Raw genomic sequence first — 24,258 nt, 5'->3', positions numbered from 1 at the left:
ATTCACCGCTCCCTGCGTGCCGGCCCGGGGGCCGGGCGCGCTGTGGTTCGTCGTCGTGGCAGCACCCGGGCCAGTCGCTTCCTGATCCGGGAGTTCTTGCTCCGGGCGGCCAGGGCCGCCTTCGCGCCCGAGGAGCTGCGTGCCAGGCACAGCAGCACCCCGATCGCGGACATGGCCGACAGCATGGCGGAACCGCCGTAGGAGAACAGCGGGAGCGGGACCCCCGCGATGGGCAGCAGTCCCAGCGCCGACCCCAGGTTGATCATGGCCTGCGCCATGATCCAGGTGGTGGCGGCTCCCGCGGCGTACCTGACGAAGGGATCCTTCGTACCGATGGCCACACGGATACCCGCGTAGCCTAGTGCCGCAAAGAGACCGATCACCGACAGCGTCCCCACCAGGCCCAGTTCCTCGCCGGTCGCGGCGAAGATGAAGTCGGTGTGCGCCTCGGGCAGCTGGCCCCACTTCTCCACGCCGGCGCCCAGGCCGGTGCCGAATCCGCCGCCGAGCGCGAACGAGTACACGCCGTGCAGGGCCTGGAAGCAGGCGCCCTCCGGATCGAGCTTGGTGACGCCGATGCAGCCCAGCCGCTCGGCCCGGTGCGGGACGGTGATCACCAGGGCGGTGCAGACCACGACCGCCACCCCGAGGGTGGCCACGAACAGCCGCAGCGGTGCGCCGACCATCCACAGCAGCGCGAACACCATGGCCACCAGGATCATCGAGGTGCCCATGTCGCCGCCGATCATGATCAGCGCGAGCAGCAGCAGGGCGCCCGGCACCAGCGGCACCAGCAGGTGCTTCCAGGAGGTGAGGGTGCCGGCCTTCTGCTTGCGGGCGAGCAGGTCGGCGCCCCAGAGCACCAGTGCGAGCTTGGCGAACTCGGACGGCTGGAACTGGAAGAAGCCGAAATCCAGCCAGTTCTGGTTGCCGTTGATCCGCACCCCGATACCGGGCACGGCGACCAGCGCCAGCGCGCCGATCACCCCGAACATCACCGGGTAGACGATCACCCGCAGCACCGCCACCGGGACGGAGGCGAAACCGATCAGCAGGACCAGGCCGAGGATGGCCGCGATCAGCTGCTTGAGGAAGTAGTACTGCGCGGTGTGGTGCTGGTTCAGCGCCAGGATCTGCGAGGCCGAGAAGACCATCATCAGGCCGAGCACGACCAGCAGCAGGGTGGTCCCGACCACCAGCAGGTAGGGCGTGAGCGGCCGGTCCAGCCAGTACCGGACGCGGGCCCGGAAGGCCCGCAACCGTCCCAGCGGACCGGCCGACTTGTACTTGGTCGTGGTGGCGGAGATCACTCGCCACGGCTCGGCGGCGTCCTGCTTCGTCACGCCGGAATCCGCCCTGCCCTGCCCCGCCACCGCGCTCCGCTCCTTCTCTCCGAGGCCCGTTCGCCTCCGGACCGCTCCGCGCCGAGGCCCAGGGCTCGGCCCAGGCTCACTCGCCGGAGTCGGCCAGCTCCCGGACGGCCGCCGCGAAGAGGTCGCCGCGCTCGCCGTAGTTGGTGAACATGTCCATCGACGCGCAGGCCGGAGCCAGCAGCACCGTGTCACCCGATCGGGCGAGCGATGCGGCCGTTCGAACGACCGCGGTCATCGCCACCGCGCCAGTCTGGCCCTCGGCCGCATCGATCACCGGCACATCCGGAGCGTGTCGCTCCAGCGCCTCGCGGATCAGCGCCCGGTCCTGCCCGATCAGCACGACCGCCCGCAGCCGCTCGGCCGCGCCCTGGACCAGGTCGTCGAAGGTCGCGCCCTTGGCCAGTCCCCCGGCGATCCAGACGATCGGCCGGTAGGCCGCCAGCGAGGCCGCGGCGGCGTGGGTGTTGGTGGCCTTGGAGTCGTCGATGTACGTGACCTCGCGGACCGTACCGACCTCGGCGATCCGGTGGGCGTCCGGGCGGAAGGCCCGCAGGCCCTCCCGGACGGCCTTCGGCTCGACCCCGTACGCCCGGGCCAGCGCCGCCGCGGCGAGCGCGTTGGCGATGTTGTGCGGGGCCGGCGGGTTGACGTCCTCGACGGCGCCCAGCTCGGCCGCGTTCCTGGCCCGGTCCTCGACGAAGGCGCGGTCGACCAGGAGGCCGTCCACCACGCCGAAGTTCGACGGGCCGGGCGCGCCGAGGCCGAAACCGATCGCCCGGCAGCCCTCCTCGACGTCGGCCTCCCGGACCAGCGCCTCGGTGGCCGGGTCGGCCAGGTTGTACACGCAGGCCACCACGTTGCCCTCGTAGATCCGGCCCTTGTCGGCGGCGTACGCCTCCATCGAGCCGTGCCAGTCGAGGTGGTCCGGGGCCAGGTTGAGCACCGCCGCCGAGTACGGGCGCAGCGAGGGCGCCCAGTGCAGCTGGTAGCTGGAGAGCTCGACGGCGAGCACGTCGTACGGCTCCTCGGCGAGCACCGCGTCCAGCACCGAGACCCCGACGTTGCCGACGGCGGCGGTGCGCTTGCCGGCCGCGGTGAGGATCGAGGCGAGCATCTGGACGGTGGTGGTCTTGCCGTTGGTGCCGGTGACGGCCAGCCAGGGGGCGGGCTCGCCGGTGCCCGGCAGCGGCTTGCGCAGCCGCCAGGCCAGCTCGACGTCGCCCCAGACCGGCACCCCGGCCGCCTCGGCGGCGGCGAACAGCGGGCTGTCGGGCGCCCAGCCGGGCGAGGTGACGACCAGTTCGGTGCCCTCGGGCAGGCTCGCGCCGTCGCCCAGGCGCACCGCGACGCCGAGCGCCTCCAGCTCGGCGGCGCGGGCCCTGAGGCCCTCGCCGCCGCCGCCGTCCACCACGGTGACGCGGGCGCCGAGGCCGTTCAGGACGCGCGCGGCGCTGATGCCCGAGACGCCGAGGCCCGCGACCACCACGGGCAGGTCATTGAGCTGTGACTCGATCATCTGGGGGTTCGTCATCCGGTCCGGTATCCCGCGTAGAAGAGGCCGAGGCCGACGGCCACGCACAGGCCCTGGATGATCCAGAAGCGGACCACGACCAGGACCTCGCTCCAGCCCTTGAGTTCGAAGTGGTGCTGCAGTGGTGCCATCTTGAAGACGCGCTTGCCGGTCATCCGGAAGGAGCCGACCTGGATGATCACCGACAGGGTGATGATCATGAACAGGCCGCCGAGCATGATCAGCAGCAGCTCGGTGCGCGAGCAGATCGCGAGGCCGGCCAGGGCGCCGCCGAGGGCGAGCGAGCCGGTGTCACCCATGAAGATCTTGGCGGGCGAGGTGTTCCACCACAGGAAGCCGAAGCAGGAGCCCATCAGGGCCGAGGCGACCACCGCGAGGTCCAGTGGGTCGCGCACGTCGTAGCAGGCGCCGGTGGCGGAGATGAAGTAGGCGCAGCTCTGGGTGTACTCCCAGACGCCGATGAAGGTGTAGGCGCCGAAGGCCATCACCGAGGCGCCGGTGGCGAGGCCGTCGAGACCGTCCGTCAGGTTCACGCCGTTGGAGGTCGCCGCGATCATGAAGTACGCGAAGATGACGAACAGCACCGGGCCGATCGACCAGCTGAAGTCGCGGACGAAGGACAGCTTCTCGGAGGCCGGGCTCAGTCCCCGGTCGTCGTGGAACTGCAGCGCCAGGACGGCGAACACCAGACCGACGATCGACTGGCCGGCCAGCTTCGCCTTGGCCCGCAGGCCGAGCGAGCGGCGCTTGACGACCTTGATGTAGTCGTCCAGGAAGCCCACCAGGCCGAGGCCCGCGGTCAGGAAGAGCACCAGCAGCCCCGAGGCGGTCGGGGTGTCGCCCGTTATCGCCTTCGTGGCGAAGTACGCGATCAGGGTCGCCAGGATGAAGGCGATGCCGCCCATGGTGGGCGTGCCCTTCTTGCTGTGGTGCGCCTTGGGGCCGTCGTCACGGATGTACTGGCCGTAGCCCTGCCGGGCGAGCAGCTTGATCAGGGCGGGCGTGCCGACCAGCGAGAGGATCAGGCCGATCATCCCGGAGAAGAGGATCTGCTTCATCATCGGGCAGCACCGTCCGCCAGGAGGGCCTCGGCCACCTTCTCCAGCCCCACCGAACGGGACGCCTTCACCAGGACCACATCCCCCGGCCGAAGCTGACTGCGCAGCAGTTCGACCGCCGCGTCCGCGTCGGACACCAGCACCGACTCCTCACCCCACGAACCTTCGTTCCTCGCGCCGAGTTCCATGCAGGCCGCCTCGCGTCCGCCGACCGCCACCAGCTTGGTGACGTCCAGCCGGACGGCGAGCCGCCCGATGGCGTCGTGCTCGGCCAGGCTGTCCTCGCCGAGCTCCCGCATCTCGCCGAGCACCGCCCAGGTGCGGCGGCGCTCCGGACCGCGGCCGCCCATCGAGACCAGCGCCCGCAGCGCGGCCCGCATCGAGTCGGGGTTCGCGTTGTAGGCGTCGTTGACGACGGTGACACCATCGGCCCGGTCGACGACCTCCATGCGCCAGCGGGACAGCGCACCCGCCTCGCCCAGGGCTGCCGCGGTGTCGTCGACGGTCATCCCGAGCTCCGTCGCCACCGCGGCGGCGGCGAGGGCGTTCGAGACGTGGTGCTCACCGTACAGGCGCAGCTGCACGGGCGCGGAACCGGCCGGGGTGGTGAGCGTGAACGACGGCCGACCGGTGGCGTCCAGGCGAACGTCGGTCGCCCGGACGTGGGCGTCCGGGGACTCCCCGAACAGGACCACCTTCGCCTTGGTGCGCGAGGCCATCGCGCGCACCAGCCGGTCGTCCGCGTTCAGGATCGCGGCGCCGTCGGCGGGCAGCGCCTCGACCAGCTCGCCCTTGGCCTCGGCGATCGCCTCCTGGGAGCCGAACTCGCCGACGTGGGCGGTGCCGACGTTGAGCACCAGGCCGATCCGCGGCGGGGTGATCGAGGTGAGGTACTCGATGTCGCCCTTGTGCCGGGCGCCCATCTCCATCACCAGGTGCCGGGTGCTCTCCTCGACCCGCAGCGCGGTCATCGGGTGGCCGATCTCGTTGTTCAACGAGCCGGGCGGGAAGACGGTCTCGCCGTGGCGCCGGAGCAGCTGGGCGATCAGGTCCTTGGTGCTGGTCTTGCCGGCCGAGCCGGTCAGCGCGACCACGGCGGTGCCCTCGGCGCGGGCGACCACGGTCCGGGCCAGCCTGCCGAGCGCCTCCACCACACTGTCGACCAGGACGGCGGGCACGCCGACCGGGCGGGAGGCCAGCACCGCGACGGCGCCGGCCTCGACCGCCGTGGCGGCGTAGTCGTGGCCGTCCACGTTCTCGCCGACGAAGGCCGCGAACAGGCCGCCGGGGCTCACCTTCCGCGAGTCGACCTCGACCGGGCCGGTGACCACGGTGTCCGGGTCGGCGCCGTCCAGGGTGCCTCCGACGGCGGCGGCCACCTCGGCGAGGGTCAGTGCGATCACTGCTGCTCTACTCCTCGGTCGCCCCGCGCGGCCGTGGTCCGCGCGATGGATTCGCGCAGCACCTCCCGGTCGTCGAAGGGGCGGATCTCGTCTCGTACGTACTGGCCGAGCTCGTGGCCCTTTCCGGCCACCAGCACGGTGTCCCCCGCCTGGGCGCGGGCCACCGCGTGCTCGATCGCCTCGGCCCGGTCGGGCACGACCAGGACGTCCCCGCGCTCGGCCTCGGGCACCGCGGCGGCGCCGGTCAGCATGCTGGCGAGGATCGTCAGCGGGTCCTCGCTGCGCGGGTTGTCGCTGGTCAGCAGGGCGGTGTCGGCGAGCCGGGCGGCGATGGCGCCCATCGGGCCGCGCTTGTGCGGGTCACGGTCGCCGCCACAGCCGACGACGACGTGCAGCCGGCCCTTGGTGACCTCGCGCAGCGATCCGAGGACGGCCTCCAGAGCGTCCGGCTTGTGGGCGTAGTCCACCACGGCGACGAACGGCTGTCCGGCGTCCACCCGCTCCAGCCTGCCCGGCACGCCGGCCACGGCGGCGACACCGGCCACGGCCCGCTCCAGCGGCAGCCCGGCGGTGACCAGCACGGTGATCGCGGCCAGCGCGTTGGCGACGTTGAACGGGCCGGGCAGCGGGACGGAGGCATCCGCCCCGGCGCCGTCCGGGCCGACCACCCGGAAGGTGGAGCCGGTCGGGCCGAGCTGGACGTCCAGGGCCCGCCAGTGCGCACCGGCGTCGCCGGTCGCGGAGAAGGTGGTCACCGGGATCTTCGCCTCGGCGGCGAGCCGGCGCCCGTACCCGTCGTCCAGGTTGACCACGCCGTGGCGGGACTTGCCGGGCTGGAAGAGCCGGGCCTTCGCCTGGAAGTAGTCCTCCATGTCCGGGTGGAAGTCGAGGTGCTCGGGGGTGAGGTTGTTGAACAGCGCGACGTCGTACGCCACCCCGTCGGTGCGGCCGAAGACCAGGGCGTGGCTGGAGACCTCCATGGTCACCGCGTCCGCGCCGCGCTCGGCCATCACGCCGAGGATCGCGTGCAGGTCGGTGGCCTCGGGGGTGGTGCGCTCGCTCTTGATCCGCTCCTGGCCGACCCGCATCTCGACGGTGCCGATCACGCCCGGGCTGCGCCCGGCGCCACGCAGACCGCCCTCGACCAGGTACGAGGTGGTGGTCTTGCCGTTGGTGCCGGTCAGCCCGATCATCAGCAGCCGCTCGGACGGGTGGCCGTAGACGATCGCGGCCAGCTCGCCCATCCGGGCCCGCGGCCGGTCGACGACCAGCAGCGGCAGGCCGGTCGGGGCGGCCAGCTCGGCGCCCGCCGGATCGGTCAGCACGGCCACCGCGCCGGCCTCCGCGGCCTTGCCGGCGAAGGCCGCGCCGTGGTGGTTGGCGCCCGGGAAGGCCACGTACACGTCACCGGGGCGCACCGCGCGGGAGTCGTGGGTGACACCGGTGACGGCGCCGCCCTCGACGGGCGGCAGACCCAGCCGGCCGGCCAGCTCGGCGAGCGGCAGGGCGGCGGTCCCGGTCGGGCGGGGCGGACTCACGGTGGTTTGATCGGGTTTCGGCACGGCGGGAAGGCTATCCGCCGAAGGGTGCCCAGGGCCAAACCGGGCCTCCTCCGCGCCGCTGTCCAGACCGGCCCGCTGGTTGCTCATCCTCGCTCACGGCTTCCACTCGACGGGCAGGTTCGGCGCCTGGCTGCCGCTCGGCGGGACCTGCATGGTCTTCAGGGTGAACTCCATCACCTGCTTGAACACCGGGCCGCACAGCTGTCCCCCGAAGTGGCCGTTGACCGGCCCCTGGAGGGTGCAGGAGACGGTGTAGCGGGGGGCGTCGGCCGGGGCGAAGCCGATGAAGGAGGCGGTGTAGCCGTCGTAGCCCTTGCCGTCGGCGGCGCCCCGGTTGGCGGTGCCGGTCTTCCCGGCGACCCGGTAGCCGGGGATGGCGGCCTTGCCGCCGGTGCCCTGCTCGTCGTCGACGACCGACTCCAGCATCGAGGTGAGGGTCTTCGCGGTTTCCTCGCTGACCACCCGGGTCTGCTCGCCGGGCGGGGTCGCGGTGTACTTGCCGTCCGGCCCGGTAATGCCCTGGACGATGCTGGGCGCGACCCGGACCCCGCCGTTGGCGATGGTCGAGTACACCGAGGTCGCCTGCAACGCGTTCATCTGCAGCGGGCCCTGGCCGAAGGAGATGTTGTACTTCTCCGAGGCGACCAGGTCCTCCGGTTTCTTGAGCATCCCGGGAGTCTCGCCGGGGAAGTTCAGGCCGGTCGGCCGGGCCACCCCGAACTTGCGCATGTAGCCGTCGAGGATCTGGTTGGCCTTCAGCTGGTCACCGTCGCCGAGGGTCTCGACCGCCTCGATGGTGCCGATGTTGGAGGACTTGGCAAGCACCCCGGCCAGGGTCAGGTACCAGTCGCCGTGCTCGACATCGTCCTTGAACTGCTGCCCGGCCCGGACCAGCCGGTTGGGCACGGTGACCCTGGTGTCCCAGTTGGCCTTCCCCGAGTCCAGGACGGCGGCCAGGCTCATCAGCTTGGCGGTGCTGCCCGGCTCGTAGGCGTCCACCAGGGCCGGGTTGCCCATCTGGGACTGCTTGGAGAGGCTCAGGTCGTTGGGGTTGAAGCCGGGCGCGCTGGCCATCGCGATGACCTGGCCGGTCTTCACGTCCTGGACCACCACGTAGCCCTTCTCCGCGCCGGAGTTGGCCACCTGGTCGGTGATCGCCCGCTGGGCCGCCCACTGGACGTCCCGGTTGATGGTCAGCTTGACGTCGCTGCCGGGCACGGCCGGGTCCATCGAGCCGCCGGCGGTGGGCACCAGCCGGCCGCCCGCCTGGGCGTAGCTGCTGTGGCCGTCCTTGCCGGCCAGCTGCTTCTGGTACTGCAGCTCCAGCCCGCCGGCGCCCTCGCCCTCGCCGTTGACGAAGCCGACGAGGTTGGCGGCCAGCCCGTCGGCCGGGTAGATCCGCTTCTGGGTCTCCCGGTTGAACACCCCGGCCAGCGGGTTGGCGCACTCGTTGTCCACCCGGGTGCGCCCGCCCTGGTCGGCGGGCTTGCCGAGCAGCTTCTTCTGGGCCTGGCAGGCGCGCGAGCCGGCCTGCTTCTCCAGGCTCGACTTGAGGTCGCTGATCTGGTTCTTGGCGGCCGGGGTCTGCTGGGAGGCGAGCCGCTTGTAGCGGGTCTTGGGGGTGTGGAGGTCGGCGGCGATCCGGTCCTTGGCGACGCCGATGATCGGCGACAGCAGGGCGGCCGCCTGCTCCGGCGCGTCCGGGATGCCGGTCGCCGCGGGGGTGAACATCGCCGGGTCGGCGGTGATGTCGTACGCGTCCACGGTGGCGGCCAGCGCGACGCCGTCGGAGGACATTATCGAGCCGCGCTCGGCGGTGATCGGGATGTTCTGGTAGCGGTTGGTGTTGGCGTCGGCGGCCAGCGCGTCGGCGTCCACCAGCTGCAGCTGCACCAGCCGCCCGGCGAAGACCGAGAACACCAGCGACAGCGCCACCGTGATCACCCGCAGCCGGCGCTTCGGCTCGGCCAGCTTCAGCGGTCTCGGGCGCTGCGGCAGCCGGGACTTCGGGCGCGGCCGCACCGCCGCCTGGCTGCGGGCCGGCGGACGGCCCTCCGGGCGGCGCTGCTGCGGCGCGCGCGGGGTACGGCCCACGGCGGCGGACTTGGCGGGCTGCGCCTTGGCGGACTGGCTCCGCACGGGCTGGGCCTTCGCGGGCTGGGGTTTCGCCGGCTGACCCTTCGGGGCCTGAGGCTTGGCGGCCTGGCCGCGGGCGGCGCTCTGGCCCTTCGCGGGCTGGCCGCGCCCGGCGGCGGGCCGGGCCGCACCGGCGCGCGGCGGCTGCCGACGGCCGGAGCCCGATCCGGAACCGGAGCCAGAACCGGACGGCTGACGAGGCGTCGTCATCGGGTACCACCCCCGTGCTGGGCCGGCGCGGGTGACACCGGGTTGAGCTGGATCACCGAGTCCCCGGCCGAGGCCGCCGGGGTCGGCGGCGCGGGCGCCTGCTGCGTCGACGGCTGGGGGCTCGGGGAGCCGCTCGGCTGGGCCGAGGACTGCGCCGGGGGCTGGGCCTGCGCCGGGCCCTGGGCCCCGGGCGAGGGCTTCACCGGCCACGGATCGACCGTCGACTTCTTCACCGGCGGGCTGTCCTGCGCCGGGCCGGGCGTGCCGACCACCTTGCCGCCGTTCGGCACGTCCAGGAAGGCCATCCCACCGGCCGGGACCATGCCCAGCTCGCCGGCCCGCTTGGCCAGCGCGTCCGGCGCCGAACTCTGGTCGATCTCGAGCTGGAGGCTCTGCTGCTCGTCGGTCGCCTTGGTGGTCTGCTTCTGCAGCCGGGACAGTTCGAAGGAGCCCTCGTTGAGAGCCGTGTTCAGCGCCAGCAGCCCGAGCAGCCCCGCCGCCAGCAGCACCACCACGAGCACCGCGAACGGCGTGCGCCCCCGCACCGGGCGCCGCCCCGGCCGGACCGTGATCCGCGCCCTGCCCTGCCCGGGGAGTCCTCCCCGCCCCGCCCGGACCTCACCGGCCACCGGCCCCACTGCTCTCCTCCGCCCTTCGGACCCCGCCGGAACCGATCCTCAGCCCCGCTTGCTTCGGTCCCTGATCCTCTCCGCCACCCGCAGCCGCACGGGCGCGGCGCGCCGGTTCTCCTCGATCTCCTCCTCGGTGGCCAGCTCGGCACCGCGGGTGATCAGTTTGAGCCAGGGCTGATGCTCCTCCGGGACGAACGGGAGCCCCGGCGGGGCGGTGCTGGTCGCCCCGGCCGCGAAGTACTGCTTCACCAGCCGGTCCTCCAGCGACTGGTACGACATCACCACCATCCGGCCGCCGAGCGCGAGGACGTCCAGCGCGGCCGGGATCGCCCGGTCCAGGACCTCCAACTCGCCGTTGACCTCGATCCGCAGCGCCTGGAAGGTCCGCTTGGCCGGGTTCCCGCCGGTCCGGCGGGTCGCCGCCGGAATGGCGTTGCGCACCAACTCGACCAGACGCGCGCTGTTGGTGAACGGTTCCTTGGCCCGCTCCCGCAGGATGACCGAGGCGATCTTCCCGGCGAACCGCTCCTCGCCGTACACCTTGAGGATCCGGGCCAGGTCGCCGTGGCTGTAGGTGTTCAGCACCTCCGCCGCGCTGATCCCCCGGGTCTGGTCCATCCGCATGTCCAGCGGCGCGTCCTGCGCGTAGGCGAAGCCGCGGTCGGCCTCGTCCAGCTGCATCGAGGAGACGCCGAGGTCGAACAGCACGCCGTCCACCCGGTCGATGCCCAGCCGCTCCAGCACCTCGGGGATCTCGTCGTACACCGCGTGCACCAGGGTCGCCCGGTCCCCGAACGGGGCCAGCCGCTCACCGGACAGCTTCAGCGCCTGCGGGTCGCGGTCCACCGCGATCAGCCGGACCTCCGGGAACTGGGTCAGCAGCGCCTCGCTGTGACCGCCGAGGCCGAGGGTGGCGTCCACCACCACGGCGCCGGGCCGCGAGATCGCCGGGGCCAACGCGTCCATGCACCGCTGCAGCATCACCGGAACGTGCTTGGGACCCGGTTCGTTGGTGGTCATGCGCGGTGGCGCCCTTCCTCGGTGCGGAGCAGCCCGTCGTCCGGGAGCTCCGACCATTCTCGCCCACCGCCCGTCGGCACGACGACGCGGCCCGTGGTCCCCGCCCGCTCAGGGGGAAGGTCGTGACCGCCCGGCACCGGGGAAGGTGCGCCAGGTGAACACGGAGCGGGTGGAGGCCACGGGCCGCATCGGACGGGCCACACCGCACGGACGACGCCCGGTTGACGGGTTCCGGCGGGTGTGCTCCAACGCGCCGCAACTCTATCGCGCGGGCCCTTCGAGTCAATGGTCCGCTCCGGCGCACCACCCGGGCGGCGGTACGGATCACCGCAGGTCGCGGGCCATGGGGGCGGCCCGGCGGGGCCGCCGGCCGGGGGCCCCCGGCGACCGCCGCGCGCCCCGTCGAGCGACCGGGCACGAACCCACTCCGGGACCAGACCGGACAAACCGTGCCGTTGTCGCTATGCGCTCGATCACAGCGGCGCGTTCTGTAGCCCTCAGCCCCACCGTGCGGCCCCGGTTCGCACTAACGTCGCCACCATGACAGTGACTCCCGACGGACCAACGCCGAACGCCGCTGCCGACTCCCCGAGACCGACCATCATCGACCGCTTCGTCACGGCCAACCGCGCGTACGCGGTGACCTTCCGGGACGGCGGCATGGACGCCCGCCCCGTCCAGCAGATCGCCGTGGTGGCCTGCATGGACGCCCGCCTCGACCTGTTCGCGGCGCTCGGCCTCGAACTGGGCGACGCCCACGTCATCCGCAACGCCGGCGGGGTCGTCACCGACGACACCATCCGGTCCCTGACCATCAGCCAGCGCGCCCTGGGCACCCGCTCGATCGCGCTGATCCACCACACCGGCTGCGGCCTGCTCGGGCTCACCGAGGACTTCCGCCGCGAACTGGAGCTGGAGGTCGGCCAGCGCCCGCAGTGGGCGGTGGAGTCCTTCGTCGACCTGGACGGCGACGTCCGCCAGTCCATGCAGCGGGTCCGCACCTCCCCCTTCCTGCTGCACACCGACGACGTCCGCGGCTTCGTCTTCGACGTCCACACCGGGCTGCTGCGCGAGATCCGCTGACGCGTTCCGCCCGCCGGCATTCGGCGGCGGCCGAATGGTGACTTCTGGCCGCCGCGCGGGGGAGAATGCGCCTGCCGGTCAGACCCCGAACCACCTGGGGCGGCCGGGCCGCAGGCCGCCAACCCGGCGCCGGATCCTCCATCGGAACCGCCCCCGGGGCGGTCGCGTCAAGCATGGGGTGGGGTCCGGCCTCGGGTGGGGCGGGCGCAGCGTGCCAGGGAGCGTAAACGGGTGACGAGCTACAGCGATCAGGCCGGTCTCGGCAGTCCTGCGGGGGGCGAACAGAGGGCGAACGGGCACCAGCGGATCGGGCTCCCCGAGCTCGCCGCGGTCGTGGACCGGGTCCGCGCCAACGTCGAGAGCGTGATCGAGGGCAAGCCGGAGGCGGTCCGGATCGCCCTGACCGTGCTGCTCGCCGAGGGCCACCTGCTGCTGGAGGACGTACCCGGCGTCGGCAAGACCATGCTGGCCAAGGCGCTCGCCAGGTCCGTGGACTGCACCGTGCGCCGCATCCAGTTCACCCCCGACCTGCTGCCCTCGGACGTCACCGGCACCAACATCTACGACCAGCAGCGGCACGACTTCGAGTTCCGCCCGGGCGCGATCTTCGCCCAGATCGTGGTCGGCGACGAGATCAACCGCGCCTCGCCCAAGACCCAGTCCGCGCTACTGGAGTCCATGGAGGAGCGCCAGGTCACCATCGACGGCACCAGCTACGAGCTGCCCTCGCCGTTCATGGTGGTGGCCACCCAGAACCCGGTCGAGATGGAGGGCACCTACCCCCTCCCGGAGGCCCAGCGGGACCGCTTCATGGCCCGGATCTCGATCGGCTACCCCAGCCCCGAGGCCGAGTTCGCGATGCTCGACGTGCACGGCGGCGCCAACCCGCTGGACGACCTCCAGCCGGTCGCGCACGCCGCCGACATCCTCAAGCTGGTCGAGCTGGTCCGCACCGTGCACATCGCCGACCCGGTCCGCCGCTACGCCGTCGACCTGGTCGGCGCCACCCGCACCAGCCCGGAACTGCGGCTGGGCGCCTCGCCGCGCGCCACCCTGCACCTGGTCCGGGCCGCCCGCGCCGCCGCCGCGCTGGACGGGCGCGACTACGTCACCCCGGACGACATCCAGCGCCTGGCCGTCCCGGTCCTCGCCCACCGCCTGATGCCGACCGCCGAGACCCAGCTCGGCCGCCGCAGCGCCGAGCAGATCGTGACCGACCTGGTCGCCCGGCTGCCGCTGCCGCGTCCCCAGGGCGGCCCGGCCGTCCGGAGGGGCTGAGGTGGCCTCATCCGATCAGACCGGCGGACTGCGGGCCGGGCTGCGCGGCCTCACCACCCGGGGCCGCTCCTTCCTGGCGGCCGGTCTGACGGCGGTGGTCTGCGCCTACGTGCTCGACCAGGACGCGCTGCTGCGGGTCGGCGTGCTGCTCGCCGCGCTGCCGCTGGCCGCCGCCCTGGTGGTGGCCAACACCCGCTACCGGGTGGCCAGCGGACGCCGGCTCAGCCCGCACCGGGCGATCGCCGGCCAGGAGGCCCGCGTCCACCTGCGGGTGGACAACGTCTCCCGGGTGCCCACCGGGCTGCTGCTCCTGGAGGACAAGGTGCCGTACGTGCTCGGGCCGCGCCCGCGCTTCGTGCTGGACCGGGTGGAGCCGCGCGGCTTCCGCGAGGTCTCCTACCGGGTCCGCTCCGACATGCGCGGCCGTTACCCGCTCGGGCCGCTGCAGCTGCGGCTGTCCGACCCGTTCGGGATGTGCGAGGTCAACCGCGGCTTCTCCGCCTCCGACGTGCTCACCGTCGTCCCGCAGGTCCAGGCGCTGCCGCAGGTGCGGCTGACCGGCGAGTGGATCGGCCAGGGCGAGAGCCACGCCCGTACGCTGGCGCTGGCCGGGGACGACGACGTGATCCTGCGCGAGTACCGTCCCGGCGACGACCTGCGCCGGGTGCACTGGCGCTCCACCGCCCGGTACGGCGAGCTGATGGTTCGCCGCGAGGAGCAGCCGCAGAAGGCCCGCGCCACCGTCCTGCTGGACACCCGCGAGGTGGGCCACCGGGGCAGCGGCCCGGCCTCCTCCTTCGAGTGGGCGGTCAGCTGCGCTGCCTCCGTCGCCGTGCACCTGCTGGAGCGCGGCTACCAGACCCAGCTGCTCACCGACACCGGGCAGTGGGTGCCCGGGCCGGGCACCGGCGGCCAGAACCTCGCCGCCGACACCTCCGGGCTGATCCTGGACGCCCTCGCGGTCGCCGACCTGTCCGACGGCGCCGGGCTCTCCCGCGCCGAGGAGCCGCTGCGGGCCGGCGGTGAGGGCCTGCTGGTCGCCGTCCTCGGCGACCTGGACGGGGCGCAGGCCGCCCGGCTGGCCCGGCTGCGCAGCCGCACCGGCGGGGCCATCGCCTTCCTCCTCGACACCGGCACCTGGGCCGGCCTGCGGATGATCGCCCCCGACACCGGCGGCGACCCGTTCCGCGACCGGGTCCGCGAGCTGCGCGCGGCCGGCTGGACGGTCCTGCCGGTCCGGGCCGGCGACTCCCTGCCGGACCTGTGGCGGGCCGCCGACGGCGCCAAGACCACCGCCCCCTACCGAGAAGAGGCCGGCGCGTGACCACCCGGGCCAAACTGACCGTTTACTCGGCGCTGGCCACCGCCCTCGCCTCGCTGTGCATGCTGCCGCTGCTGACCACCCGCAGCTGGCTCACCCACGCCGTCCTGGTCGTCGGGGTGGTCTCGGCGGTCGGCGTGGGCATGCGCCGCTCCCCGCTGTACCGCTGGTCGGTGCCGGTGGCCCAGCTGCTGGTGCTGCTCCTGCTGATGCTGATCGGCTTCGCCGGCTCCGGGATGACCGCGGGTGTGCTCCCCGGGGCGGACGCGCTGCGCGTGCTGGGCCGGGTGTTCTCCTCCGGCGTCGACGACATCGGGCAGTACGCCATCCCGGCCCCGCCGACGGCCGGCCTGCGGCTGATCCTGGTCTCCGCGGTCGGCCTGATCGCCGTGCTGGTGGACACCATCGCGGTGACCTACCGGCGGGCGGCGCTGGCCGGCCTGCCGCTGCTGGCGCTGTTCTCGATCGGCAACGGCCTGGCCGGGGAGCACGGCAGCTGGGTCTGGTTCTGCCTCGCCGCGGCCGGCTACCTGGCGCTGCTGTTCGCCGAGGGCCAGGACCGGGTCTCCCGCTGGGGCCGGGTCTTCCGCGGCGGCGCACGCGGCACGGTGACCTCCAGCCAGGTCAGCCTGGGCGGCCAGCAGGTCGGCGTCCTGGCGCTGGCGCTGGCGCTGCTGCTGCCGGTCTTCCTGCCCCGCTGGGACCTCGGACTGCTGGACTCCGGCTCCGGCGGGTCGTCCGGCGGCGGCACCGGGGGCACCGTGGCGACCAGCCTCGACCCGCTGGTCAGCCTGGAGTCCGCGATCACCAAGCCGAGCAACAACGAGCTGCTCAGCTACACCCTGGACAGCGACCTCGCCGAGCAGACCTACCTGCGCACCGGCTCGCTGGACCAGTTCGACGGCACCAACTGGAAGCTCAGCAGCACCGTGGTCACCGCCCTCCCGGCCACCCTGCCCGCCCCCGAGGGCCTGCACGACCCCAACGTCCCCCACATCGAGGGCGACTTCCGGGTCAGCGACCAGCTGGAGAAGAGCTGGCTGCCGATGCCGTACCCGGCCGCCTCGGTCAAGGTCCCCGAGCGCGACGACTGGAAGCTCGACCCGATGACCCGCACCGTGGTACCGGCCAACGACAAGCCGATCCGCGGGCTGCACTACCAGGTCAGCGCGCTGGACCTGCGGCCCACCGCCGACGAACTGCGCGCCGCGCCGCCCGCGCCCCAGGACGTCCGGGAGCACTACACCGCCCTCCCCTCCGACCTGCCGTCGGTGGTCGCCGACCAGGCCAGGGCCGTCACCGCCAACGCCCGCACCGACTACGACCGGGCGACGGCCCTGGTGAACTGGTTCACCGGCCCGCAGTTCAAGTACGACACCTCGGTCGAGGGCGGCACCGGCAGCAACGCGATCGCCGTCTTCCTGCGCGACCGCCGGGGCTTCTGCGTGCACTTCGCCTCCACCATGGCGGCGATGGCCCGGGTGCTGAAGATCCCGGCCCGGGTCGCGGTCGGCTTCACCCCCGGCGACACCAAGGACGGCAAGAACTACTCGGTCACCGGCCGGATGTACCACGCCTGGCCCGAGCTGTACTTCTCCGGCTACGGCTGGATGCGCTTCGAACCGACCCCGAGCCGGGGCGTCCCGGCCCGGTACACCGAGGCGTCCAGCGCCCCGACCACTGCGCCCACCCAGCAGCCGACCGTCGCGGCGACCAGCGCGGCCGCCGCCCCGGCGCCGTCCAGCAGCTCGGACTGCACCGCCAAGCAGCGCCAGCTGGGCGACTGCGGCCCCAAGGGCAAGGCCGTCAGCCAGGCCGCCGAGGAGTCCTGGCTGCTGTCCGGGCAGGTGCTCGGCACCCTGGGGGTGGTGCTGGCACTGATCGCCCTGCTGCTCATCCCGATGTTCTGGCGCACCGCCGTACGCCGTCGCCGGCTCGGCGGTGGTGGGCGGCGCCGGCCCGGCGGGGACGGCCCGACCGAGCTCACCGACGCCCAGGTGCTGGCCGCCTGGGACGAGCTGGTCGACTCCGCCTGGGACCTCGGAATTCCCCCGGACGAGTCACGCACTCCGCGCTCGGCCGCCCGGCGGATCACCGAGACGGCGCACCTGGACGCGGAGGCGGCGGCCGCCGCCGGACGACTGGCGCTGGCCACCGAGCGGGTGCTCTACGCCCCGGCCGGGCAGGTCACCACGGCGCCGCTGGCCGCCGACGTCCGCACCGCCCGGCGCGCACTGCAGGCCGACGCCGGCCGCCGCGGCCGGATCCGGGCGCTGCTGCTGCCGCCGTCCTCGGCCCAGCTGTGGTGGCGGATCTCCGACGCGGTGCGGGCGGCCCGGACGGCCGTCGCCACGCGCACCGGCCGGGCCGTGGAGGCGGTCACCGGGCCGGTGCGGCGGGTGTTCACCCGGCGCAAGCGGTCCGGTCCCGGGGCCTGACGGGACATACGAGAGCCGGGGCGGGGCAGTCGATCGACTGCCCCGCCCCGGCTCTCGTTCGCAACGGTCCTCAGTGGCCCTGACGCGGTCCTGTTCTCCCCGCCCTGACTCGTACGGCTCAGAAGCCGCCGGTCTGCTCGTCCCGGCGGCGCTGCCAGCGCTGCTCCACCCGGTCCATCATCCCGGCCTTGCGGCGCGGGGCGGCGGCCTGGCGGGGGCCGGAGCCCTGGCTCGAGGGCCCGCGGCGCCAGCCGGTCACGGCGAACACCGCGCACCCGAGCATCACCAGGAACCCCACGACGCTGACCCAGATTTGGTCCGGAACGACCATGCCGCCCATCAGCAGGCCGACCCCCACCACGAATCCGGCGACGGCCAGGTAGACCCGCCGACGGGTGTAGGTGCGCAGCCCGGTTCCCTCGAGCGCCGACGCGAATTTGGGATCTTCGGCATACAGCGCTCGCTCCATCTGGTCGAGCAGTCGCTGCTCGTGCTCCGAGAGCGGCACGGAGTCCTCCTACTCGTCGGTCGCGGGTGCGACCGGTCCGCCACCCCGGTCGGGGAGGCCAGTCCAATCAGCCTTGGGCATGCGGTGGGACGCCCGTGCGGGGGACCCGGCCCGTGTCGTCCATATGCCCCACGCGTCCGGCTGTCATGCTTTCCGGCTTTACCCAGATCATACGGTCCGTGGGCCCGTTACGGGGTGGTCTGCGCCGCGTGGGCCGGGCCACTTCGACCGGGCGGGGCCGCACCCTGCTGAACGCCGGACGACTCGGACAAGTGCCCGGTCCGATGGAATCGGTCCGGAGCTGGGGAGCTTCGCGGGCGCGCCCGTGCGGGGGGAGGGAGTCCGACGGCCGTCCGGGAAGCGAACCGCCGCCGTACGGGGTGCGAACCGTACGGCGGCGGGCGGGGGTCCCAGGGTGTTCAGGAGCGCTCCGCGAGGGGGGCTCAGGCCAGGGTGGCCAGCAGGTGCAGCTGGGTGGCCACGGCGTGGAAGGCGGGCTGCGCGGCGGCGGCCTCCTCCAGCTTCAGCAGCGCCTCCATGGCACCCGGCTCGGTGTCCACCAGGATCCCGGGCACCAGGTCGGCGAAGACCCGCACCCCGTGCACCGACTCGACCCGCAGGCCCGCGCCCTCGGCCAGCCGGCCCAGCTCCTCGCCGGTGAAGCGGCGCGGCATCGGGTCCTGCTCGCCCCAGCGGCCGTCGACGGCGGAGAGCACCGTACGGGCCTCGGTGAAGTGGCCGGCCAGCGCTCGGGCCAGCACCGCGCCGTTGCGGTTGGCGGCCAGCAGGCTGACCAGGCCGCCCTTGCGCAGGGTGGCGGCCAGGCTGCCCAGCGCCTCGGCCGGGTCGTCCACGACCTCCAGCACGCCGTGGCAGAGCACCGCGTCCACCGTGCCGGGGGCGACCAGCTCGGGCAGCGTCTGGGTGTCGCCCTGGACGGCCCGGACCAGGTCCGTCACCCCGGCCTCGGCGGCCCGGCGATCCAGCGCGAACAGGGCGTCCGGGCTCGGGTCGACCACGGTGACCCGGTGGCCGAGCTTGGCCACCGGCACGGCGAAGTTGCCGGTGCCGCCGCCGGTGTCCACCACGTCCAGCACCGGCTGGTCCAGCTCGGCCGCCCGCTTCTCCAGGGCTGTCCGCACCACCTCCCAGACCACGGCGGTACGCAGGGCGCTGCGGGGACGCGTCGGGTACAAGGTGGGGCTCCTTGGCACGTGCAGATCGATCAGGTTGTCTCCACCTTATGCCTGACGGGTGGCGGCTTCGCCCGCCCCGCCCGGCTCCTCGCCGTCGAGCGGCAGCCGGGGTGCGGGCGGGGCCGGGTGCAGGCCGAGCAGGCGCTCGACCAGGCGCAGGAACAGGGCCGAGTTGCGGATCAGGTCGTCCGCGTCGCGGGTGGTGGCGGCGCTTCGGATGCCGGCCTCCGCGGCGGCCCGGCGGCGGGCTCCGGCGCCGTAGTAGAGCGCCCATTCGGACAGTTCGGGGGCCACCTCGGGCAGCACCTCCCAGGCGCTGCGGATGGCCTTGCGCCGTCGCGGGTTCTTCTCCGGCCGTCCGCGGACGGCCAGTACGGCCGCCACCGTGCGCAGCGCGGCCAGGTGGGCGGTGGCGTAGCGCTCCAGCGGGTCCTCCAGCGCGCGGGCGCGGGCCAGCGTCCGGTGCGCGTCGGCGAGCAGGTCGAGGGCGGCGGGCGGCGCGGCGGTCCGGCGCAGCACCGGGTGGACGTCCCGCCCGGCGGGGCGGACACCGGCGGGGCCGGGGACGTGCGGGAGGGCGGCGGAGTGGAGGCGGGCGGTGACGGGCTCAGGATGGCTGATGGTCATGGTCTCCCCCGTTCCGAGGCAGCGCGCGGACCGGGTGGTCCGTGCTCTCCCATCGTGAACCGCACCACTGACAATCCGGCCCCGGGAACGGGCGTACCGGCGGCGGACGCGGTCCCCCCGGTCCGCGCCGCCGCCGTCTGCCGTCGCCCCGCCCACCTCCCACCGGGCGGCGGTGGCGAACTCCCCCCGTTCTCCCCCGTTCGGTGACCGGCCTCCCCCCTGCCCGCTCCGCCGCCCCGTGCCGGCGGTGCGGGGCCCGAGACCGGCGCCCGTTCGCGGATCCGGCAGCCGTCCCCCCGAGCCCTCCCGGCCGGGGGAACGGACGGATCCGCCACCCGGGCGGCCGGCGCCCGACGCGCCGTCCTCCCGGGTGCCACCACTCTCCCGTCCCAGCAGGTCGGAGGCCATCCGCTGACGTACTCAACCGCGGATCTGAGTACCCGTACTCAGTCGGCCCCGTTCCCGCCGGGCGCGGAACCGCGGCGGTGGTCCGCGGCGTCCCGGGTCCCGGTACGGTACGGCCGGGGCCGGGCGGTCCCGGCCGGGGCCGGAGCACCCGGGAGAGCGAGGAGGGGGACGCGATGACGGTCCTGCCGCTGATCTTCACCAGTGGTCTGGCCAGCGGCATCAACGCGTACGCGGTGGTGCTGCTGCTCGGCCTGCTGGGCCGGTTCGCCGGGGCGGAGTCGGTGCCGCACGCGTTGGAGCGCACCGACGTGCTGGCCGCGGCGGCCGTGCTGTTCCTGCTGGAGGCGGTCGCCGACAAGATCCCGTACGTGGACACTGTGTGGGACGCCGTGCACACCGTGATCCGGCCGATCGCCGGCGCCGTCGTCGGCGTGCTGATCGCGGGCAACGACCCGGGCTCGCTCAGCGAGGTCGCGGCCGGGGCGATGGGCGGCACCACGGCCCTGGTCACCCACCTGGTCAAGGCCTCGCTGCGGATGGCCGTCAACACCTCGCCCGAACCGGCCAGCAACATCGTGGTCAGCCTGCTGGAGGACCTCTCGGTGGCCGGCCTGGTCACCCTGGCGATCTTCCACCCGTGGGTGGCCGCCTCGATCGCCGCGGTGCTGCTGGCGGTCGGCCTGTTGCTGGTCCGGCTGGCGATCAGCCGGGTCCGGGCGTTCCGGGCCCGCCGCCGCGAGCGCAGGGCAGCCAAGGCGGCCGCCGAGGGGGCTTTCGCAGGCCGGCGCTAGCGGCGCCCTAGGATCGGGTGCCATGGCACGGATCGTCATCATCGGCGCAGGAATGAGCGGGCTCGCGGCGGCCTCCCGGCTGGCGACCCTCGGTCACCGGGTGACGGTCTGCGAGGCGAGCGGCACGTACGGCGGCATGGTCGGCCGGTACGAGCGCGACGGTTTCGCCTTCGACACCGGGCCGGGCCTGCTCACCCTGCCGGCGGTCTACCGCGACCTCGCACTGAAGACCGGCCGGGAGCCGCTGGAGGACCTGGTCGACCTGGCGCCGGTCGACCCGGAGAGCCGGCATCTGTTCCCGGACGGCAGTGACCTCGCCCTGCCCAACGCCTCCCGCGGCGGCGTGGGCCAGGCCCTGGACGCCGCCTTCGGGGCCGGCTCGGGCGAGCGCTGGAACGCGATGATCAACCGCGGCCGGACGGTCTGGGAGGCCACCCGCCGCCCCCTGCTGGAGGAGCCGCTCCCGGCCGACCCCACGCCGCTGCACACCGACCCGTACCCCGTCCCGCCCCGGCGCGGCCTGGCCCGGCTGCGGCCCACCGGCCGATGGACGCTCTCCGACGTCGCCGCCCGAGAGCTCGGCGGCCACCCGGGCCTGACCGCCCTGCTGGCCGAGCACGCGCTGCGCTTCGGCTTCGACCCGCGGAGCACCCCGGCATCGGCCACCGTGCTCCCGTACATGGAGCAGTCCTTCGGCGTCTGGTACGTCAAGGGGGGCCTGCGCGCGCTGGCGGACGCGGTGTACCGCCGCTGCGAGCAGCGCAAGGTCGAGTTCCGTTTCGACACCCGGTGCGAGGAGGTGCTCACCGCGGACGGCCGCGCCCGCGGGATCGACACCACCGCGGGCCCGGTCGAGGCGGACGTCGTCATCTGCGCACTGGACGCCAACGTGCGGCACCACGAGCTGACCGGCACGGCCGGGACCCCGGACGACCGGCCGGCCTCGGCGCACCACGCCGACGACATCCCCGGCCGGTTCGTGGTGCTGCTGGCCCTGCGCGGGGAGCGCCCGGCGGGCACCGTGCACCGCACCGTCGTCCACGCGGCCGATCCGGCCGCCGAACGGGCCGGGATCTTCGACCGGGGCGCCCCGCTCGCCGAACGCCCGACCGTCCAGGTGCTCCGACCGGACGACCCCTCGCTGCACCCGGCGGGCCACCACACCGCCGTCCTGACCGCGACCGTCCCCTCCACCAGGGCCTACGACTGGGCGGCCCCCGGCGCCGCCGACCGGTTCGCCGACCGGCTGCTCGCCCACGCGGACGCGGCCGGTCTCGGCCTCGGCGAGCGCGTGCTGTGGCGGGTGGTCCGCACCCCGGCCGACACCCGGCGCGAGCACGGCTCCCTCTTCGGCTCCGTCCCCCGCCCGGCCCTGCCCGGCGCCCGCGGTGCCTACCTCCAGGCCGCCACGGAGGAGTACCCGGGCCACTACCTGATCGGCGGCGCCGCCCACCCCGGTGGCGGGCTCGCCCGGGTCGGCATGTCGGCCTGCATCACGGCCAACCTCATCGGCCCGGCGTAGGAGGCGCTCCTCAGCCCTGGTGCCAGGTGTTCTGCTGCTGGTGGCCGTAGCCGCTCCGGTCGTAGGCCGGCTGCTGCGGGATGCCGTGGCCCTGCTGGTCCGGCTGGGGCTGCCAGTGCTGCTGGTTCTGCTGCTGGTTCTGGTGCTGCTGGGCGTTCGGGTCCCAGGCCTGCTGCGGGTAGCCCTGGTACGGGTCCTGGGGCTGCTGCTGGTAGCCGCCGTACGGGTCCTGCTGCTGCGAGTAGCCGCCGTAGGGGTCCTGCTGGTCGTAGGCGTAGGCGGGCTGCTGCTGGGTCTGCCACTGCTGCTGGTCGTAGCCGGACTGGTAGGCCGCGGCGTACGGGTCCTGCGGCTGCTGGGCCTGCTGCTGTTCGTAGTAGGCGGGGGCGTAGATGCCGTCCTGGGCCAGCTCCTGCATCTCGAAGGCGGCGGTCTGCTCGACCGGGGTCTCCTCGGTGCCCGGCACCGACCCCGCCTCCGGCTCCTCGACGGGAGCCGCGACCGGGGCCGGGGCCTCCTCGACCGCGCTGACCTCGCCGACCCGCTTCTCCTCCGCGGCCGCGGTGGCCGCGACCGCCGCGCCGCCGGTCAGGGCGCCGAGCAGGGGCACCTTGGCGAGCGGCCCGGGCAGGCTGCCGTCGGCCTTCCGCAGGGACCAGCCGGCCTGGTAGCCCTTCTTGACCGACAGGGTGACGAAGGCCTGGCCGACCGCGAACAGGCCCGCTCCGGCGCCGATCACCACGACCGAGCCGAGGCCCATCCCGACGGCGACGCCGAGGAAGCCGGCCAGGGCGAGCACCCGCCAGTGCAGCGGCGCCCGGTTCTGCAGCAGCACCTCGGCCACCAGCCAGAGCGCCACCACCGCCAACGCGACGTACAGCAGCAGGTATCCGATGCCCATCCGCGCGCTACCTCCAGTCGCGTGCCCGCGCGCGCCGCGCGTGTGCGGCGACTGTACCGGTTCAACGGCCGGGGTACCGCATCGCGTTCCCGCCGTCGACGGCACCGGCCGCACACGACCGAGCCCGCCACCGCGAAACGATGACGGGCTCGTGAACGCGGCCCTACGGGCGCTGGTGCAGCCCCAGGTTCTGGTAGATCTCCAGCGTCGCCGTCGAGTGGTTGAGCGTGATGAAGTGCAGGCCGGGCGCGCCCTCGGCGAGCAGCCGTTCGGCCATCGCGGTGGCGTGCTCCATGCCGATCGCCCGCAGCGCCGCCGGGTCGTCGACGACGGCCCGCAGCCGGGCCTCCAGGTCGGCCGGGAAGGCGGAGCCGCTGAGCTGGGGGAAGCGCTCCAGCTGCTTGGCGTTGGTGACCGGCATGATCTCCGGGATGATCGGCGTCTCGCAGCCCGCAGCGGTGACCCGGTCGCGGAACCGCAGGTAGTCGTCCACCTCGAAGAACATCTGGGTGATCGCGTAGTCGGCGCCGGAGCGGATCTTGGCGGTGAAGTGCCGGATGTCCTCGTCCCAGTCGGTCGAGCGCGGGTGCATGTTGGGCGAGGCCGCGACGCCGACGCAGAAGTCGCCGATGCCCTTGATCAGCTCCACCAGCTCGTACGCGTAGGTGACGCCCTCCGGGTGACGGACCCACTCGCCCATCGGGTCGCCGGGCGGGTCGCCCCGGACCGCCAGGACGTTCCGCACTCCCTGGTCGGCGTACTGGCCGATGATGTTGCGCAGTTCGGCGATCGAGTGGTCCACCGCGGTCAGGTGGGCGACCGGGGTGAGCGTGGTCTCGGTGGCGATCCGGCCGACCATGTTGACGGTGCGCTCGCGCGAGGAGCCGCCGGCGCCGTACGTCATGCAGACGAAGTTCGGGTCCAGCGGTTCGAGTCGACGGATGGCGTCCCAGAGCTTCTGCTCGCCGACCTCGGTGCGGGGCGGCATGAACTCGAAGGAGAAGGAGCGCTTTCCGGCCGCCAGGAGCTCGCGGACCGTGAGTGCGCGGTCCGGTCTCGTGGAAGCGATGCCGAGTGCCATGCTGGCAGGTTATCCGGCCCCCGAAGGGGCCGGACAACTCGATTCCACGATTCGGGACAAGTAGTGGACGCCCTTCCGGTTCCGTTCCGTCCGGCCTCCCGGGCCCCACCGGCCCGCTCGCACGCCCGTTCCCGGCCGCCCCGCTACGCTTGCTGCACCCCCAGCGAACCAGCGGAGCC

19 protein-coding genes are annotated in these 24,258 nt (G+C 73.8%); 6 read left to right on the top strand and 13 right to left on the bottom strand.

Annotated elements, in window-relative coordinates:
- Positions 1-2 precede the first annotated feature (2 nt).
- The 8 genes from ftsW to rsmH form a co-directional block, all read right to left on the bottom strand.
- Positions 3-1,343 carry a putative lipid II flippase FtsW gene (gene ftsW / locus BOQ63_RS31590; protein ID WP_030597102.1) on the bottom strand — a complete coding sequence of 447 codons (1,341 nt, stop codon included), beginning with the start codon at positions 1,341-1,343 and terminating at the stop codon, positions 3-5.
- A gap of 106 nt (positions 1,344-1,449) precedes the next feature.
- A complete protein-coding gene (gene murD, locus BOQ63_RS31585) occupies positions 1,450-2,904 on the bottom strand; it encodes a UDP-N-acetylmuramoyl-L-alanine--D-glutamate ligase (RefSeq protein WP_030282885.1) in 1,455 nt (484 codons plus the stop codon).
- Entirely contained in the window at positions 2,901-3,962 is a 1,062-nt protein-coding gene (mraY, locus tag BOQ63_RS31580; protein ID WP_030282883.1) for a phospho-N-acetylmuramoyl-pentapeptide-transferase, read from the bottom strand. Before mraY ends, murD begins: the two co-directional genes overlap by 4 nt.
- Entirely contained in the window at positions 3,962-5,365 is a 1,404-nt protein-coding gene (locus BOQ63_RS31575) for a UDP-N-acetylmuramoyl-tripeptide--D-alanyl-D-alanine ligase (protein ID WP_030282882.1), read from the bottom strand. Before BOQ63_RS31575 ends, mraY begins: the two co-directional genes overlap by 1 nt.
- Positions 5,362-7,014, bottom strand: coding sequence for a UDP-N-acetylmuramoyl-L-alanyl-D-glutamate--2,6-diaminopimelate ligase (locus BOQ63_RS31570; protein WP_079183835.1), 1,653 nt, complete (start codon positions 7,012-7,014; stop codon positions 5,362-5,364). The genes BOQ63_RS31575 and BOQ63_RS31570 overlap by 4 nt, the downstream gene beginning before the upstream one ends.
- 6 nt (positions 7,015-7,020) lie before the next feature.
- Positions 7,021-9,273, bottom strand: a complete 2,253-nt coding sequence (locus BOQ63_RS31565) for a peptidoglycan D,D-transpeptidase FtsI family protein (RefSeq protein WP_046386218.1) — start codon at positions 9,271-9,273, stop codon at positions 7,021-7,023.
- On the bottom strand, positions 9,270-9,818 hold the full coding sequence (gene ftsL / locus BOQ63_RS31560) for a cell division protein FtsL (protein WP_191093603.1): 549 nt from the start codon (positions 9,816-9,818) through the stop codon (positions 9,270-9,272). The genes BOQ63_RS31565 and ftsL overlap by 4 nt, the downstream gene beginning before the upstream one ends.
- A 132-nt stretch (positions 9,819-9,950) precedes the next feature.
- Entirely contained in the window at positions 9,951-10,925 is a 975-nt protein-coding gene (gene rsmH / locus BOQ63_RS31555; protein WP_030282878.1) for a 16S rRNA (cytosine(1402)-N(4))-methyltransferase RsmH, read from the bottom strand.
- 540 nt (positions 10,926-11,465) lie between these two features.
- On the opposite strand from rsmH, the gene BOQ63_RS31550 reads away from it, so the two are divergent.
- From BOQ63_RS31550 to BOQ63_RS31535, 4 genes are all read left to right on the top strand, one after another.
- Positions 11,466-12,008 carry a beta-class carbonic anhydrase gene (locus BOQ63_RS31550; protein WP_030282876.1) on the top strand — a complete coding sequence of 181 codons (543 nt, stop codon included), beginning with the start codon at positions 11,466-11,468 and terminating at the stop codon, positions 12,006-12,008.
- Between the two features lie 306 nt (positions 12,009-12,314).
- Positions 12,315-13,286, top strand: a complete 972-nt coding sequence (locus BOQ63_RS31545) for an AAA family ATPase (protein WP_037829251.1) — start codon at positions 12,315-12,317, stop codon at positions 13,284-13,286.
- Between the two features lies 1 nt (position 13,287).
- Positions 13,288-14,610 (top strand): DUF58 domain-containing protein, encoded by a 1,323-nt coding sequence (locus tag BOQ63_RS31540; RefSeq protein ID WP_223886088.1) that lies wholly within the window; start codon positions 13,288-13,290, stop codon positions 14,608-14,610.
- Positions 14,607-17,045 (top strand): transglutaminase TgpA family protein, encoded by a 2,439-nt coding sequence (locus BOQ63_RS31535; protein ID WP_150476192.1) that lies wholly within the window; start codon positions 14,607-14,609, stop codon positions 17,043-17,045. Before BOQ63_RS31540 ends, BOQ63_RS31535 begins: the two co-directional genes overlap by 4 nt.
- 118 nt (positions 17,046-17,163) lie before the next feature.
- Here BOQ63_RS31535 and BOQ63_RS31530 read toward each other — a convergent pair whose 3' ends face one another.
- From BOQ63_RS31530 to BOQ63_RS31520, 3 genes are all read right to left on the bottom strand, one after another.
- A complete protein-coding gene (locus BOQ63_RS31530; RefSeq protein ID WP_030282866.1) occupies positions 17,164-17,553 on the bottom strand; it encodes an SCO2097 family morphological protein in 390 nt (129 codons plus the stop codon).
- Positions 17,554-17,996: 443 nt separating this feature from the next.
- The gene (locus BOQ63_RS31525) at positions 17,997-18,749 is read right to left on the bottom strand and encodes a methyltransferase domain-containing protein (protein ID WP_079183833.1); all 753 of its coding nucleotides are present in this window, start codon (positions 18,747-18,749) and stop codon (positions 17,997-17,999) included.
- A 45-nt stretch (positions 18,750-18,794) separates the two neighbouring features.
- Positions 18,795-19,376, bottom strand: a complete 582-nt coding sequence (locus tag BOQ63_RS31520) for an SAV_6107 family HEPN domain-containing protein (RefSeq protein WP_050366823.1) — start codon at positions 19,374-19,376, stop codon at positions 18,795-18,797.
- 581 nt (positions 19,377-19,957) lie between these two features.
- On the opposite strand from BOQ63_RS31520, the gene BOQ63_RS31515 reads away from it, so the two are divergent.
- Both BOQ63_RS31515 and BOQ63_RS31510 read left to right on the top strand, forming a co-directional pair.
- Complete coding sequence (locus BOQ63_RS31515; RefSeq protein WP_030282862.1) at positions 19,958-20,575, top strand: DUF4126 domain-containing protein; 618 nt, start codon at positions 19,958-19,960, stop codon at positions 20,573-20,575.
- 22 nt (positions 20,576-20,597) lie between these two features.
- Positions 20,598-22,097: a phytoene desaturase family protein gene (locus BOQ63_RS31510; RefSeq protein WP_072655339.1), complete on the top strand. Its 1,500-nt coding sequence runs from the start codon at positions 20,598-20,600 to the stop codon at positions 22,095-22,097.
- A 10-nt stretch (positions 22,098-22,107) separates the two neighbouring features.
- On the opposite strand, the gene BOQ63_RS31505 is transcribed toward BOQ63_RS31510, so the two are convergent.
- Both BOQ63_RS31505 and metF read right to left on the bottom strand, forming a co-directional pair.
- Positions 22,108-22,998 carry a hypothetical protein gene (locus BOQ63_RS31505; RefSeq protein WP_072655338.1) on the bottom strand — a complete coding sequence of 297 codons (891 nt, stop codon included), beginning with the start codon at positions 22,996-22,998 and terminating at the stop codon, positions 22,108-22,110.
- Positions 22,999-23,161: 163 nt separating this feature from the next.
- Positions 23,162-24,079 carry a methylenetetrahydrofolate reductase [NAD(P)H] gene (gene metF / locus BOQ63_RS31500; protein WP_030282856.1) on the bottom strand — a complete coding sequence of 306 codons (918 nt, stop codon included), beginning with the start codon at positions 24,077-24,079 and terminating at the stop codon, positions 23,162-23,164.
- Positions 24,080-24,258: the final 179 nt, after the last annotated feature.

The organism is Streptomyces viridifaciens, from assembly GCF_001888885.2.
Taxonomy (GTDB): domain Bacteria; phylum Actinomycetota; class Actinomycetes; order Streptomycetales; family Streptomycetaceae; genus Kitasatospora; species Kitasatospora aureofaciens.
The sequence above is the reverse complement of the archived record's forward strand: the minus strand, read 5'-3'. Positions and strand labels throughout refer to the sequence as shown.